The sequence below is a fragment of the Aquimarina macrocephali genome (assembly GCF_051627225.1).
In the GTDB taxonomy this organism is placed as follows: Bacteria; Bacteroidota; Bacteroidia; order Flavobacteriales; family Flavobacteriaceae; genus Aquimarina; species Aquimarina macrocephali.
Genome location: NZ_CP151795.1, coordinates 4,461,133 through 4,475,900, shown reverse-complemented (window position 1 = coordinate 4,475,900; position 14,768 = coordinate 4,461,133). Strand labels below are relative to the sequence as shown.

The 14,768-nt window shown below is 33.0% G+C and carries 17 protein-coding genes; all 17 read left to right on the top strand.

What is annotated here, in order from left to right; translation table 11 throughout:
- Positions 1–10 precede the first annotated feature (10 nt).
- The 17 genes from hutI (at position 11) to AAFU52_RS19800 (ending at position 14,719) form a co-directional block, all read left to right on the top strand.
- Positions 11–1,252 (top strand): imidazolonepropionase, encoded by a 1,242-nt coding sequence (gene hutI / locus AAFU52_RS19880; protein ID WP_438423294.1) that lies wholly within the window; start codon positions 11–13, stop codon positions 1,250–1,252.
- Between the two features lie 112 nt (positions 1,253–1,364).
- A complete protein-coding gene (locus AAFU52_RS19875; RefSeq protein WP_438423293.1) occupies positions 1,365–3,365 on the top strand; it encodes a urocanate hydratase in 2,001 nt (666 codons plus the stop codon).
- 12 nt (positions 3,366–3,377) lie between these two features.
- Complete coding sequence (locus tag AAFU52_RS19870; RefSeq protein ID WP_438423292.1) at positions 3,378–3,962, top strand: HutD/Ves family protein; 585 nt, start codon at positions 3,378–3,380, stop codon at positions 3,960–3,962.
- 14 nt (positions 3,963–3,976) lie between these two features.
- Positions 3,977–4,780, top strand: coding sequence for an N-formylglutamate amidohydrolase (locus tag AAFU52_RS19865; protein WP_438423291.1), 804 nt, complete (start codon positions 3,977–3,979; stop codon positions 4,778–4,780).
- Between the two features lie 16 nt (positions 4,781–4,796).
- Positions 4,797–6,179, top strand: coding sequence for a formimidoylglutamate deiminase (gene hutF, locus AAFU52_RS19860; RefSeq protein ID WP_438423290.1), 1,383 nt, complete (start codon positions 4,797–4,799; stop codon positions 6,177–6,179).
- 411 nt (positions 6,180–6,590) lie between these two features.
- Positions 6,591–7,832 carry a serine hydrolase domain-containing protein gene (locus tag AAFU52_RS19855; RefSeq protein ID WP_024769111.1) on the top strand — a complete coding sequence of 414 codons (1,242 nt, stop codon included), beginning with the start codon at positions 6,591–6,593 and terminating at the stop codon, positions 7,830–7,832.
- A gap of 74 nt (positions 7,833–7,906) precedes the next feature.
- Positions 7,907–8,788, top strand: a complete 882-nt coding sequence (locus AAFU52_RS19850) for an RDD family protein (protein ID WP_438423289.1) — start codon at positions 7,907–7,909, stop codon at positions 8,786–8,788.
- Positions 8,789–8,800: 12 nt separating this feature from the next.
- The gene (locus AAFU52_RS19845; protein ID WP_024769109.1) at positions 8,801–9,349 is read left to right on the top strand and encodes a hypothetical protein; all 549 of its coding nucleotides are present in this window, start codon (positions 8,801–8,803) and stop codon (positions 9,347–9,349) included.
- Positions 9,350–9,491: 142 nt separating this feature from the next.
- The gene (locus tag AAFU52_RS19840; RefSeq protein WP_024769108.1) at positions 9,492–9,914 is read left to right on the top strand and encodes a helix-turn-helix domain-containing protein; all 423 of its coding nucleotides are present in this window, start codon (positions 9,492–9,494) and stop codon (positions 9,912–9,914) included.
- Between the two features lie 11 nt (positions 9,915–9,925).
- Positions 9,926–10,321 (top strand): VOC family protein, encoded by a 396-nt coding sequence (locus AAFU52_RS19835; protein WP_024769107.1) that lies wholly within the window; start codon positions 9,926–9,928, stop codon positions 10,319–10,321.
- 155 nt (positions 10,322–10,476) lie between these two features.
- Positions 10,477–11,352 carry an isocitrate lyase/PEP mutase family protein gene (locus AAFU52_RS19830; RefSeq protein WP_438423288.1) on the top strand — a complete coding sequence of 292 codons (876 nt, stop codon included), beginning with the start codon at positions 10,477–10,479 and terminating at the stop codon, positions 11,350–11,352.
- Between the two features lie 22 nt (positions 11,353–11,374).
- Positions 11,375–11,551: a hypothetical protein gene (locus tag AAFU52_RS19825; RefSeq protein WP_438423287.1), complete on the top strand. Its 177-nt coding sequence runs from the start codon at positions 11,375–11,377 to the stop codon at positions 11,549–11,551.
- A 315-nt stretch (positions 11,552–11,866) separates the two neighbouring features.
- Entirely contained in the window at positions 11,867–12,106 is a 240-nt protein-coding gene (locus AAFU52_RS19820) for a hypothetical protein (protein WP_438423286.1), read from the top strand.
- Positions 12,107–12,190: 84 nt separating this feature from the next.
- Positions 12,191–12,346 carry a hypothetical protein gene (locus AAFU52_RS19815; protein ID WP_438423285.1) on the top strand — a complete coding sequence of 52 codons (156 nt, stop codon included), beginning with the start codon at positions 12,191–12,193 and terminating at the stop codon, positions 12,344–12,346.
- A gap of 75 nt (positions 12,347–12,421) precedes the next feature.
- The gene (locus AAFU52_RS19810; protein ID WP_438423284.1) at positions 12,422–12,871 is read left to right on the top strand and encodes an HAD family hydrolase; all 450 of its coding nucleotides are present in this window, start codon (positions 12,422–12,424) and stop codon (positions 12,869–12,871) included.
- A gap of 178 nt (positions 12,872–13,049) precedes the next feature.
- Complete coding sequence (locus tag AAFU52_RS19805; RefSeq protein WP_438423283.1) at positions 13,050–13,622, top strand: hypothetical protein; 573 nt, start codon at positions 13,050–13,052, stop codon at positions 13,620–13,622.
- Positions 13,623–13,795: 173 nt separating this feature from the next.
- Positions 13,796–14,719 carry a hypothetical protein gene (locus AAFU52_RS19800; RefSeq protein WP_438423282.1) on the top strand — a complete coding sequence of 308 codons (924 nt, stop codon included), beginning with the start codon at positions 13,796–13,798 and terminating at the stop codon, positions 14,717–14,719.
- Positions 14,720–14,768 lie beyond the last annotated feature (49 nt).

Here is a 14,768-nt window from a genome sequence, read left to right as displayed (position 1 = left end):
AAAATATAATATGACAACATATAAATTAATAGGTCCGATCACGCAACTCATACCTATGCAAAAATCTGGTATTAAAGGTGCTATAAAGGATCATAACCTCGACATCATAGAAGATGCAGGTATTCTTATTGAAGGTGAAAAAATCCACACCATTGGTACTTTTTCAGATTTAAAAGAAAAAGCCAATGCTCTACATGCAGAAATCATAGAATTAGATACCGATTATGTATGTACTCCCGGATTTATAGATGCCCATACACATATCTGTTTTTCTGGATCCAGAGCTAATGATTATGCCATGCGAAATGCAGGAAGGTCCTATTTAGAAATTGCTGAAGCTGGTGGTGGTATCTGGGATACAGTTACCCAAACCAGAAAAGCAGAACAGCAGGTACTTGTTTCTGGTGTTATAGAAAGAGCAAATACATTACTAAAAAGAGGAATTACCACAATCGAAGTAAAAAGCGGATATGGTCTTTCGGTTACAGAAGAACTTAAAATGTTACGTGCTATAAAAACTGCAAATAGTAGTACAACAGCAGATTTAGTTTCAACCTGTCTTGCCGGGCATATATTGCCTAAAGATTTTGATGGAGATCATAAAGCATACCTCGAAGAAATTAGCACTACTCTATTTCCTTTATTAAAAGAAGAGCAACTTACAAATCGAATAGATGCTTTTGTTGAGCAAGGAGCATTTCTTCCTTCTGATATCTATCCCTATTTTGAAAAAGCAAAACAAATGGGATTTGATATTACCGTTCATGCAGATCAGTTTAATACAGGAGGTAGCGAAGTAGCTGTAAAAGTAGGAGCAATTAGCGCAGATCATTTAGAAGCCAGTACCGAGAATGAAATACAAATGTTAGCCCAAAGTAATGTGATTTCGGTTGCTTTACCCGGTGCTTCCATTGGATTAGGATGTGATTTTACACCAGCTAGAAAAATTTTAGACGCAGGAGGAGCATTAGCTATCGCCAGTGATTGGAACCCTGGTTCGGCTCCTATGGGTGATTTGCTAACACAAGCTTGTATTTTGGGTACATTTCAAAAATTAAGTAATGCCGAAATTCTTGCAGGAATTACCTGTAGAGCAGCTGCCGCACTTAATCTAGACGACAGAGGAAGATTAGTTCCTGGGATGATAGCAGATTTTAACCTGTTTCCAACAGAACATATCAATGAGATCTTTTACCACCAGGGAAAACTAGTTCCTTCTAAGGTATGGAAAAAAGGAAAGTTAGTATCCTAATCAAACTGTTTCCTTTTCTGTCATCTCGCGCGGAGTAGAGAGATAGTCAAGCATCGTATTTAATCACATTTCGACTCCGCTCAATGTGACAGTAATTATAATTCAATATATAATGAACTTCAAAGAACAAATACTTCAAGGAATTCCTAAAACAATGCCTCCAAAGAAATCTTTGGATTCTAAAATTAGTCGTGCCCCCAAACGAAAACAAATCCTTTCTAACGAAGAAAAAAAATTAGCGCTTAAAAATGCATTACGATATTTTCCAAAAGACTGGCATAAAGAACTTGCCAGTGAGTTTTTAGATGAATTAAATACATTCGGACGTATTTATATGTATCGCTTTATGCCAGAATACGTGATGTATGCTCGTCCTATTGATGAATATCCTGCAGAGACAAAACAAGCAGCAGGAATCATGCTCATGATTCAGAATAACCTGGATCATGCAGTCGCACAGCACCCATACGAGTTAATAACGTATGGTGGTAACGGAGCCGTATTTCAAAATTGGGCACAATATGTATTAACGATGCAATATTTGGCCACTATGACAGAAGCGCAAACTTTACATATATATTCAGGACATCCCATGGGATTATTCCCCTCTTCAAAAGATGCTCCAAGAGTTGTTGTGACCAACGGAATGATGATTCCTAACTACTCAAAGCCTGATGATTGGGAAAAATACAATGCCTTGGGTGTAACGCAATATGGGCAAATGACCGCAGGAAGTTATATGTATATTGGTCCTCAAGGTATCGTGCATGGTACGACCATTACTGTAATGAACGCTTTTAGAAAGACATTGAAATCTGAAGAAACTTCTGCTGGTAAAATCTTTTTAACTTCTGGATTAGGCGGAATGAGTGGCGCGCAACCAAAAGCTGGAAACATTGCAGGATGTATTACTATTTGTGCCGAAGTAAATTCAAAAGCCGCTCAAAAACGTCATGAGCAAGGTTGGGTAGATGAAATCCTTGATAATTTAAATGATTTGGTAACCAGAGTTCAAAAAGCGATGGATCAAAAAGAAATCGTTTCTATTGCATATCAAGGTAATGTTGTCGATATCTGGGAACGATTCTATGAAGAAAATATCTATATTCAATTAGGATCTGATCAAACATCATTGCACAACCCGTGGTCTGGAGGATATTACCCTGCAGGGTTAAGTTATGAAGAAGCGAATACCTTGATTAGCAATGATCCAGAAGCGTTTAAAAGCAAAGTTCAGGAATCACTTCGCAGACATGCCAATGCAATTAATAAACATACTGCAAGAGGTACTTATTTCTTTGATTACGGAAACGCGTTCTTACTAGAAGCTTCTCGTGCAGGAGCAGATATCATGGCAGAAAATGGCATTGATTTTAAATATCCATCCTATGTACAGGATATTTTAGGGCCTATGTGTTTTGACTATGGTTTTGGACCTTTTAGATGGGTATGTACCTCTGGGAAACCAGAAGACCTGGACACGACAGATCAGATTGCCTTAGAAGTAATGGAATCTATTAAGAAAGTGTCTCCAAAAGAAATTCAACAGCAGATGCAGGATAATATTACCTGGATTAGAGAAGCCAAACAAAATAAACTTGTTGTTGGTTCTCAAGCTCGTATTTTATACGCCGATGCCGAAGGTAGAATCAAAATTGCTGAAGCGTTTAACAAAGCAATTGAAAGTGGAAAAATTTCGGCTCCGGTTGTTCTGGGGAGAGATCATCACGATGTGAGCGGTACCGATTCTCCTTATCGGGAAACCAGTAACATTTATGATGGCAGTAAATTTACTGCGGATATGGCTATCCATAATGTGATCGGTGATAGTTTTAGAGGAGCTACCTGGGTGTCTATCCACAATGGTGGTGGTGTTGGCTGGGGAGAAGTAATCAACGGGGGATTCGGGATGTTACTCGATGGCTCTGCAGAAGCTTCAGAAAAACTAGAACGTATGTTATTTTATGACGTAAATAATGGAATTTCAAGAAGAAGTTGGGCTCGTAATGAAGAAGCATTATTCGCAATAAAAAGAGAAATGGAGAGGACTCCACAACTTAAAGTAACATTGCCAAATCTGGTAGATGAAGAATTTTTAGAAGGCTTTATTTAAGCTCACCGTATTATGGAAATTACCATCATTACATCCGATACATTTAAAATCAATACCTGGTCTGGGGGTACAACTACTCAATTTTTTATGTACCCCAAAACTGCAAATTATCCGGAATTAAATTTTGATTTCAGGTTAAGCATGGCCACGGTTTCAATAGAGGAGTCTGTTTTTACTTCACTTCCAGGTGTATCAAGAACACTACTGGTTTTAGATGGAGAGATAACATTGCTACACGAAAACAGATACGCAAAACAACTTTCTAAATTTGATAGTGATGAATTTGAAGGAGGTTGGAAAACATCCTCTATAGGAATGTGTACAGATTTTAATCTAATGACAACAGCTAATACGATTGGTAAATTAGATGTATTTAATCCTAAGCAAAATGAAAACATCCTATATCCTATTAAAAACAAATGGGATTGGGTGTTTATATATAACTATTCTGGAGAAGTTACTATTGACATCAATAATCAAGAATATATCATAAACCAATCTGACGTATTGGTTATACGTCAACCAATTGCAACTACTATGCGTATTAATGCAATTAAAGATAGTACCTTAGTTTTTTCTGAAATAGTAACTAATTAATAAAATTTAAACGTGTGAATCTATTTAAGATTACAGAAGCCAAAGCACCTATAGTTCCTATAATTATAAGTGTACCGCATTCGGGAACAAAATTTCCTTCAGACATAAAGAAACAGTATAAAAAAAGAATGCGTACCCATCTTGATGACACTGATTGGTTTGTACATCGACTGTATGAATTTGCGCCTTCTCTGGGGATCACTGTAGTTAAGGCAAATCTAAGTCGATGGGTAATCGATCTTAATAGAGACCCTAAAAGTGTACCCTTGTATACTGATAACAGACTTATTACAAGCAATACACCAATAACAGATTTTTACGGAAATAAAATTTATAAATCTCAAGAATTCGAACCTGATCAAAACGAAATTAAAAGAAGATTAGACACCTATTACTGGCCGTACTACGAGCAACTTAAGGCTCTAATAGAAGATAGAAAAAAGCAGTTTGGTAAAGTTTTACTTTGGGATGCTCATTCTATCCGCCATAAAGTTAGTACTATCCAAAAAGATCCTTTTCCTGATATGATTTTAGGAAATAATGATGAAAAAACGGCCTCTCCAGAACTCATTACATCTGCTTTACATGGGTTAAAATCAGGTACATTTCAAATTAATCATAACTCTCCTTTTAAAGGAGGGCATATTACCCGTTACTTCGGAAATCCAGAGAATAATATTCATACGCTTCAGCTGGAAATGAATAAAATTTTATATATGGATGACAATGAAGTTACTTATAATGAGGAAAGAGCAAAAAAAGTGCAGAACGTATTACAACATACCATGGAGCGCTTAGTTGAAACGCTACAAAAATAAAATTCTGAAACACACTATGAAAACCTATTATTTTAAGGGAATACTACAAAATACTGGCTGGAAAGAAAATACCGGTTTCACTGTAAATAATGAAGGTATCATTACAGATATCTCTTCTTTTGACCCGCAAAATACATCCAATAAAATTATTGATGGTTTTGCTATTCCCGGGTTTCAGAATGCACACTCTCATGCGTTTCAATATGCTATGGCTGGTTTGGCAGAAAGGCATGAAAACACTACTTCTACCCCGGATGACTTTTGGGGATGGCGAGAAGCTATGTACCAATTGGCATTAACGATGAATCCAGAGCAAATGGAAGCCATAGCAACGATGCTCTATGCAGAAATGGCTCGTCATGGATATACCAATGTAGCCGAATTTCATTATGTACATCACGATAAAAATGGAGTCCCCTACTCTAATCTTTCCGAAATGGGAAATAGTCTTATTTCCGCAGCAAAAAATGTAGGTATTGGAATTACGCTAGTTCCTATTTTTTATCAAAAAGGAGGTTTTGGACAAGAACCAAATGACAGACAGCGAAGGTTTATCTCTCCTACTATTGATGAATATTTAAAATTATTAGAATCAAGCAAAGAAGCTTGTAAGCACTACCAGCATGCCAATATTGCTATTGGTATACACTCTATGAGAGGAGTTGAACCGTCTGATATTGCCGAGATTGCAAAATCCGGACCTCAGGATATTCCATTTCACATTCATGTCTCAGAACAACTAAAAGAGATAGAAGATTCTGTCAAATATCTAGGGAAACGTCCTGTAGAATGGTTATTAGATCATGTAGATATGAATGATAGATTTCATTTGGTACACGCAACACACCTAACAGATGATGAAATCGAGGGAATTGCAAAAAGCAAAGCTAATGTAGTGCTCTGCCCAAGTACTGAAGGTAACTTGGGTGATGGATTATTTCCGTTAAGAAAATACCAGGAAAATGGTGGAAAATGGAGTATTGGCACCGATAGTCACATAGGTCTTAATCCGTTAGAAGAACTACGTATTTTGGATTATGGACAACGCTTAATTTCTCATAAAAGAAACACCTACTCCTCTAATCAACAAGGAGATTCTGGAATGTATGCATTAGAAATGGCTACAGAAACGGGAAGAAAAGCGATGAATAATTTTAACAAGGATTTCTTTAAGGTCGGAGAATCACTAAATGCCTGTATTATTGATGCTTCATCGCCATTATTAACTACCGCTTCTACAAAAAATCTTACTTCGACTATTGTATATGCAACAGATTCAAACATGCAGCTAGGAACTATTGCTAACGGAGAAATGATTGTTAATAACCAAAATCATACAAAGTATCAGGAGATAAAAGAAAAGTTTGCAAAAACCATCGATGCATTAAAAAACAGGTGATAATTATAACTTATATACTTCATATACAAAACCCTCTAGCGTTTTCACTAGAGGGTTTTACACATTTAACCACTTAAATTACAATCATATAAACTCAACTTAGTATAAAGATAATGTACTATATAATACGATTATTACGGGTTTCCGCAATAGGTATGATTAATTCTTATAAATATAGTTTTAGCGCTTATTGATAGTATGTTTATTACATTAGCATATTTTGACAAAATAGGCTATTATAACTTATCGAACGACTTATTTTTTTAGGTATTAGAAAGGAAAAAATAGCGTATTGTAATTATCCTGATCTTAGGCTAAGAATATAATAGTAATTGCTATTACATTATTATTGTATGCAAGTTGATAAAAACTGTAGTATTATAAAATTATATATCTTTAATATAAAACTTGATGAATAAGATACTAGTAACTCTTTTGGTAATTTCTGTAATTACCTCCTGTAAACAAAAACCAAATTCTACTAAAGAAATTGTAAACAATCTACCAATCAAAGATAGTTTGACATTAGAAATTGAAAAGTTAAACAAAAACTATTTCAATGGGTTGGCAGTTGCGATAGTTGATTCTACAGGAACCATATACAAAACAGGAATTGGCTTCGCTGACATAAAATCAAAAAAACCTTATACATCAAATACTATTCAACCAATTGCTTCTGTCTCAAAGACATTCATCGGTATCGCTTTGATGAAAGCACAAGAAAAAGGACTTTTAAATTTAGACGACCCAATAAATAAGCATCTTCCATTTAAAGTTCAAAATCCTAACTTCACAAACCAACCAATTACTATAAGACAGTTAGCAACTCATACTTCAACAATTGTTGATACCGAGAACTATATGGGTAGAGCTTATGTATTAAAAGATGAAATAGACAGTACATCATTCAAAATTGAAAACATCCCTCAAAGTTTCAATCCAAATAACACTAAAATTCCATTATCCCAATTTTTAGAAAATTATTTATCTGAAACAGGAAAATGGTACAAAAAGGATGCTTTCACTAAAAATAAACCAGGACAATTATTTGAATACACAAATGTAGGAGCTTCATTAGCTGCATATATCATTGAGCTTGTTTCAAATCAATCGTATTCAGAGTATACTACCGAAAACATTCTGAAACCTTTAAAAATGAATAACTCAGGTTGGAATTATAGTGATTTTAATATGAGTAATGTTTCAACTCTTTATTCCAATCCTAAAACAACAGTGCCATATTATTCATTAATCACGTATCCTGATGGAGGTTTTTTAACAACTATTAATGATCTAAGTATTTACCTAAATGAATTAATAAAAGGATATTCTGGAAGCGGCACATTACTCTCAAATAAAAGCTACAACGAGCTTTTTAAAATACAATTAAAAGAAGAAAACTTCACAGAAAGAGACCCAAATCATCCGTATAGCGACGAATACAATACTGGAATATTTATGGGTACTTCTGCTATGAATAATATTGGGCATACGGGAGGAGATCCGGGAACTTCAGCTTTAATGTTTTTCAACGCAAAAGATAAAATAGGCAGAATTTTATTAGTAAATACAAATATTGAAAACCAGGAAGGTGTTAACGCATATTATGGAATTTTTAATAAACTAGGAGAGTTTGGTCATAAATTAGAATAAAAGTCAGTGTCGCAAAACCCATTACTTTTCATATACTGAACCATTGCATACACATAAAAAAGAGGTAAAAACAAATGGCAAAAGAACAGAAAATAAGTACTGGCCTAAGAATTGCTTCAATGCTCTTTGACCACATTGTAATGACATTTATTGAGATGTTCTTTTTTATTCCGGGGATGATTTCGGAGTTTTTGACAGCTTTTGAAATAAGTCATGAACCAACTACCTTCGATATTTTTGGTTTAAATTACATTACACTTATTGGCTTTGCGCTTTATTTCTGTAAAGACTGTATAAATGGACAAAGCATTGCAAAAAGAGTTCTAAAACTTCAAGTCGTAGAAAACTCAAGCGGTAAAGTGGCTTCGCCAATTAGGTGTTTTATTAGAAATATATTTTGTATCTTTTGGTTTATAGAAGTAATTGTTACCCTGGTAAATCCTAATAGGAGAATCGGTGATATGGTGGCAGGAACAAAAGTAGTTCCATTTAATCCTGAGCTTAAACAATCAAAAATTAACGTTGGACAAATAGTACTTTCAATAATTCTTGCTTATGGGGTTATGATGCTTATAATGCTACCATTTGAAGCCTGGAAATCAAGAATAAAAAGTAATCAGGTAACGTATGTAACCCGTTCGTTGAATGAACAAGCCGCAAGTGAAACCGAACAACTTTTTGCAGATAGCCTGGGAACACACTTGACTTCTGATGTACGTGTTTATGATCAACTTGAGCAAAACAAAGACTTAAAATATGTTTCTGTTATACTCAGACTTAACGAAAACTACTTAGAGAATGACAACAATTACGAAAAAATCAAATCTGTCACTGTGCCCCTAATTTTGGCACAGTTTCCAGAAGGAACTTTTGTGGGTCAGATTCAATATATCTATCAACAACCACGTAGTATAAGAACGCGTACATTGACACTAGATTGGAGAAAAAAGGAATAAAAAACTTATTAAATGGAAACTGTTCAAAAAAAACACGAATACAAACTTGATAAATATACCTTTCAACAACCGTATGAAACCATAACAGTTGTGGATAACGCAGTTTTAGATATCTTATCTTATAATTATGACACCACTATTAATACTAATAGTAGTTATCTAGAAAAGGTGCAGCTAATTCTAAGTTTCTTAAAACTAGAAAACATATTTGAAACCGTTTTGATACACGAAAATACTCGTAAAAACACGTTTACCGAACTTCGGGGAAAAAGTGGCTATGCGGTATTGGATAGCTTCTTACGAATTGAGTTCGTTTCTGATCACACCGATAAATACCAGATTTATGAAGGGTACAAGAAGTTTAATGAGTATGTTTCTAGTTTTGAAACAGGCCTTAAAACAAGATATGAATCACAAAATAAACAGGTAGCCAGAAAATGGAAAAAGAAGCAAGAACATGAAGTTGAAGAAGAGTATAAAAGTGGGATGGCTGTTCTTATAATTATTGCTATCGTGTTTTTTGCTTCAATATATGGGATCATTAGCTACATAAATGGTTAGAGTTTTATCTTTTTTAAAAACTGTACAGGAAGCCATATCTATCTATTGAAGAAAATAAAATATCTTAAAAAATATATTTAGCAAAGATATTAGTAACGATAACTCGATGTGTATTTTGATAGTAATGTAAGAAAACGAAATAATGACATTTTACGAAAAAGAGCTTTATAGAATTCGTAGCATTGTTTATTCAAATGAAGGACAAATTAACACCGTAATTGGAATTCGAAACTATATCGAAAATAATTATGATGCCAATTTAAATTTAGAATTATTATCTCATATTCAGTTTGTTTCCAAGTATCACTTGTTACGCTTGTTCAAAAAATATTATGGCTTAACTCCAAGACAATACTTAATTGACAAACGAATTGAGAAATCTAAAGAGCATCTCATAAATGGAATGTCGGTAACTGAAACCTGTTTTGCTGTTGGTTTTGAAAGCTTAGGTTCGTTCAGTACTTTATTTAAAACAAAAACAGGAAAATCGCCTTCAGAATTTCAAAAAGAGCAACTTTCAAGAAGTAAAATAGATTTGAAGTTCGGAACTTTGGAGCATGAATAAATAAATTAAAGATGAAAGTAACACTAATTAGCATTCCAGTACGAGACCAAGAAAAAGCTTTAAAATTTTACACAGAAAAACTGGGCTTCATAAAAAAGAAGGATCTACCATTAGAAGGTGGAAATAGATGGCTGACCTTAGTTTCAAAAGAAGCACAGGATGGACCAGAATTATTATTAGAACCAGCCCCTAATCATTTTGAACCGTCTAAAGTCTATCAAGATGCATTGATGGAAGCAGGAATTCCATACACCCAATTTGATGTTCAAAATGTTGATTCAGAATATGAACGATTAACGAAATTTGATGTAGAATTCAGTATGAAACCAACCAAAATGGGAACTGTAAAAGTTGCAGTTTTTAACGATACCTGTGGAAATAATATTCAACTAGTGGAGGAATTATAAAAACACTACTGTCAACAACGTATATAATTCATTGCTAGTAATTGCGAAACCGAAAGGTTTGTGACTATTTATAAAGATCGCCAAAATGTCGTAACATTTTGCAATACTACGACACATATACTATGAGTTAGTAGCAATTAAAACCAATGTTAAAAATGATTTCACAAAATCAAATAGACAAGGCTTCAAACTTTTTGAAACTTCACAAAGAAGAAAAGATACTTACTCTATTAAATTCTTGGGATCCAGGAAGTTCTAAACTAATAGAAGCAAGTGGTTTTAAAGCAATTGGAACAACAAGTATGGGCATTTCTGCTTCATTAGGGTATCCAGATTGTCAAGCAATTCCGTTCCAGGAAATGGTAGATGCCGTTAAAAGAATAGTAGAAAAAGTAACCTTACCTGTTACAGCGGATATTGAAGGTGGATATGGTAAAAATATAAATGAAATTGTGAATAGTAGTAGGCAAATTCTTTTAACAGGAATAGTAGGGATTAATATTGAAGATAGTTATGACTTGAATCCCAAATTGGTTGATTCAATTGAATTTTGTGAGCGAATATCTGCTATTCGAGAAATGGCAAAATCTCTTGGAATACATCTAGTCATCAATGCAAGAACGGATGTTTTCATTACGTCTTCTGGTTCAGAAAATGACAGGTTGAAAGAATCTATTGATCGAGGTAATAAATATCAAGAAGCGGGAGCAGATTGTATATTTATTCCAGATGTTTGGCAAAAGGAAAAAATAAGAACTTTAGTACAAGAAATTGATGCACCAATTAATATTCTTTCAAATCCCACAAACGGAACAGGGTTTCCTCCTTCAATAAAAGAATTAGAAGAAATTGGTGTTGCCAGAGTAAGCTTAGGTTCTTCCCTAATGAAATCAACCTTGGCTTCAATAAGGAAAATTGGACAAGAAGTAATTGAAGAGGGAACATATAAAAGATTATCTGAGCATCTCGAACCAATCTCTGAAACATTATTGGCATATAAAATGGCAACCGAAAAAAATAAAAGTCACTAACAAACAATGTAGTAAAAATGTAATGAGGCGAAATAAAGTAATAGGAGTTCTAATTATTTTAATGGGAGTTTTAGTTCTTTTATATAAAAATGATGGTTTTTATGGTTGGGGTGGTTATGTTGATAAATCCCTGGAAAATATTATAATTAGTACTGTAATGATTGTAATTGGTGTTTTATTTATAAAAAAAGGAAAGTAACAGTTAACCAGGTACGACACAAATATTAAACGTTAGCAGTAATTAAAACCGGCTACTACAAAAAAATTAATTCAGAATTAATATCTTTATAGCCTGTTATACTAATTCAACATATTATCTGAGTCTTACTAAAAAGACATTCTCTATAAAACGAGAAATTGATACATAAAATTCTTCGGATTTTACAATGTACAGGTAATCATATCCAATTATTTTATCAAATCTTAACAATAGTAATCGATTAAAAATCAATTGCTTTATCACTTTGTAATGCATTTTGCATTTCGAAATGTGATGATAATACAGTGATTAAAAATGAATAGTAAACAGTTAATAAGCAGAAATAAAGAACAATATTATAAAGCATTAATTGCAGATAATGGTAAGTTGAATGAAATTGATCTTGGAGAAAAACTCGGGCTTGATGAAAAGGAAACCAGAGAAATAATTGTTCTACTTCTATCTGAACATAAAATTGAATATTTAGAGAATGGAGTTTGTGAATATAGTTGTATGAAAATAGTGAAAAGGAAAAGGAAAAATAAAGGCAGTTAACGATATATTCTATGTAAAGCGCTTTCCAAAATCTTAGGTTAAAATATGTGGTTTTTTACAATGAATATAAAAAGGATATGTGTATTGACACATATCCTTTTTATATCTGCAATTCTGAAAAATGGACGAAAAAACAAAAAACAAATAGAATTATATACTGCTGGAGCAACAATGCATCACAAAAATCCATTTGAAGAACTAAAGTATTATAAATCTGAATTGAAAAATAACCTGATTTAGATTTTTTTAAGTTCAGTTCCTTTTCTTTATATTGGAGTAATGATGACAATTGTAATGGCAAGAACTATTGAATAAATGAACATAAGTTTTGACCTTGATAGTACATTAATTCCGAACGGAAAGGAATTTGAAACAGAAAAGAGAAACCGAATTGCTAAACTGTTCGGAATTGAGGAAGTGCGAAAAGGAACTCATGGATTGGTTTCGGACTTGCAGAATCAAGGACACAAAATCCATATTTATACAACATCATTTAGATCTAAAGGAAAAATAAGACTGACTTTAAGATATTATGGAATAAAAGTCAATCGAATTGTAAACCAAACAGAAAATCAACGAGTTTTAAAGTCTCGGAATATCAACTCTTCTAAATTTCCTCCAGCATTTGATTTTGATTTGCACATTGATGATTTAAAAGGTGTCGGAATTGAAAGTGAGAGATTTAATTTCAATGCAATTATTGTTGAACCTACTGACAAAAATTGGGTTGAAAAGATAAAGAGTGGGATAAAAAACGCTGGATAACACTACATATGTGATCATAATTAATTAATCGATAGGTTTTTATTTTTTTATGGTGGCACCAGTGATTTAGATAGAAAAAGGTATAAAATCTGTGCAGATTTGTCGATGGTCTGGTAACTTTTCGCACAGTTATGACATATATTTAAAGTTGTAGCATATCATGTAAAACAAAATACGAATGAATAAAATTATAGTTCTATCATTGTTATTGGCAATTGGATTTATATCCTGTAAAACTTCTGAAAAAGAAATTGACAAACTTGAAATTGCAAAACAGTACTACAAGGCTCTTGACAATTCTGATGATTCTGGAATAGTAACTCTATTGACCGATAGTCTTTTGACCAAAGAAAGAGAGTATGACTATGAGCAAACATTTTCTCTGAAAGAATATGTTGAATGGTTGAAATGGGATTCTGTATTTGACCCGACGTATGAGATCCTTCAAATTGAGCTAGAAAACGGAATTGTCAAAGCAAAGATTTCAAAAATAGACAAAAGAATCTTTTTTCTTCACGAAGAACCAATTGTCACTAATCAAATTATTCGATTTGATAGTGGTAAAATAACCAGGGTTGAAACAACTAAATACGTGATTTTTAATGATACGACGTTTGTTAAAAACAGAAGTGAATTTTTAAATTGGATAGACAAAAATCACCCTGAGTTAAATGGGTTTATACACGACCAAACTGAGACAGGGGGACTAAAATATCTAAAAGCCATTGAACTATATAAAAACAGAAAATAATGCACTACAATACTATTATATAGCGAATAGAGTGATTAATAAAAAAATGAATAAGTGCTTAATCAAAAGTTCACTACTTTTAATTCCTATACTAACCATAACCTAGACCTTAGTTATTACTTACAAAGCACATGATTAAAAGTGAAAAAATGCTAAATACTAAATCAATTTTTATGTGCTTGATTTTACTTGGACTCATATCATGTATAGGTAAAAAATCAGAATTGATTGAACTGAATTTTGAAAAGGATTTAATGCCCGAAGGTATCGCTATCGACGGCAGTACAAAAAAGTTATATTTAAACAGTCTAAAAAATAATAAAATAGTAAGTAGTTCACTTGATGGCAGTAATCCTGCAATTTTTCTAAAAACCAACAAACATAACTATTTAGCTGGTTTTGGAATGACAATTAAAGGAGACACTTTATATGCTCTTGGTAATAGTCTAACAGAAGATAAAAACAAATCAATCCTTTTACTTTTACAACTTTCCTCTGGAGACCTAATTGATTCTTATTCAATTAACGACTCCAATTTTCACTACTTGAATGATTTAGCAATTAGTTCAAATAATGAAATTTTCATTACTGATTCAGAAAGTAACAAAATCTATAAGATTCAAAGACCAAATAAAACCATCGAAATTTACTTGGATTCTGAAGAGATTTCCAACTCTAACGGAATCACAATCTCCGATGATGATGAATATTTATATTTGGCATCAAACAACGGGATTTCTATTGTCGAAACAATATCAAAAAAAATAATAAATAAACCCAAAGAAGGTTATTCGGGTATAGATGGTATAAAATATCACAAAAATAACCTGTATGGAATAGTAAACGGCTGGAGGGACAAATCACAAAATGGACTGTTCAAATTTGAACTTAACAAAATTGGGACGGAAATTCTAGAAAGTAAAAAAATAGTCGAATTCACCGAAAATTTTAAAATCCCAACCACTTTTGATATTTTCGACGGAAACATTTATTTTGTAATCAACACCCAAATAGACAATTTTGACGAGAATACAAATGAGATTCTCGACTTGAAAAAGTTAGAATCGTATACAATGATGAAAATCAAAGCTGAATAAAACAATGCTAACAGTTCCTATAACAAATAAGACCGTAAGTACAGATTTA

Bases quoted from the DNA above. Each gene is read 5' to 3' on its own strand.
- hutI (WP_438423294.1), top strand. From the start codon at position 11: ATGACAACATATAAATTAATAGGTCCGATCACGCAACTCATACCTATG.
- AAFU52_RS19875 (WP_438423293.1), top strand. From the start codon at position 1,365: ATGAACTTCAAAGAACAAATACTTCAAGGAATTCCTAAAACAATGCCT.
- AAFU52_RS19870 (WP_438423292.1), top strand. From the start codon at position 3,378: ATGGAAATTACCATCATTACATCCGATACATTTAAAATCAATACCTGG.
- hutF (WP_438423290.1), top strand. From the start codon at position 4,797: ATGAAAACCTATTATTTTAAGGGAATACTACAAAATACTGGCTGGAAA.
- AAFU52_RS19855 (WP_024769111.1), top strand. From the start codon at position 6,591: ATGAATAAGATACTAGTAACTCTTTTGGTAATTTCTGTAATTACCTCC.
- AAFU52_RS19850 (WP_438423289.1), top strand. From the start codon at position 7,907: ATGGCAAAAGAACAGAAAATAAGTACTGGCCTAAGAATTGCTTCAATG.
- AAFU52_RS19845 (WP_024769109.1), top strand. From the start codon at position 8,801: ATGGAAACTGTTCAAAAAAAACACGAATACAAACTTGATAAATATACC.
- AAFU52_RS19840 (WP_024769108.1), top strand. From the start codon at position 9,492: ATGACATTTTACGAAAAAGAGCTTTATAGAATTCGTAGCATTGTTTAT.
- AAFU52_RS19835 (WP_024769107.1), top strand. From the start codon at position 9,926: ATGAAAGTAACACTAATTAGCATTCCAGTACGAGACCAAGAAAAAGCT.
- AAFU52_RS19830 (WP_438423288.1), top strand. From the start codon at position 10,477: ATGATTTCACAAAATCAAATAGACAAGGCTTCAAACTTTTTGAAACTT.
- AAFU52_RS19825 (WP_438423287.1), top strand. From the start codon at position 11,375: ATGAGGCGAAATAAAGTAATAGGAGTTCTAATTATTTTAATGGGAGTT.
- AAFU52_RS19820 (WP_438423286.1), top strand. From the start codon at position 11,867: ATGAATAGTAAACAGTTAATAAGCAGAAATAAAGAACAATATTATAAA.
- AAFU52_RS19810 (WP_438423284.1), top strand. From the start codon at position 12,422: ATGAACATAAGTTTTGACCTTGATAGTACATTAATTCCGAACGGAAAG.
- AAFU52_RS19805 (WP_438423283.1), top strand. From the start codon at position 13,050: ATGAATAAAATTATAGTTCTATCATTGTTATTGGCAATTGGATTTATA.
- AAFU52_RS19800 (WP_438423282.1), top strand. From the start codon at position 13,796: ATGTGCTTGATTTTACTTGGACTCATATCATGTATAGGTAAAAAATCA.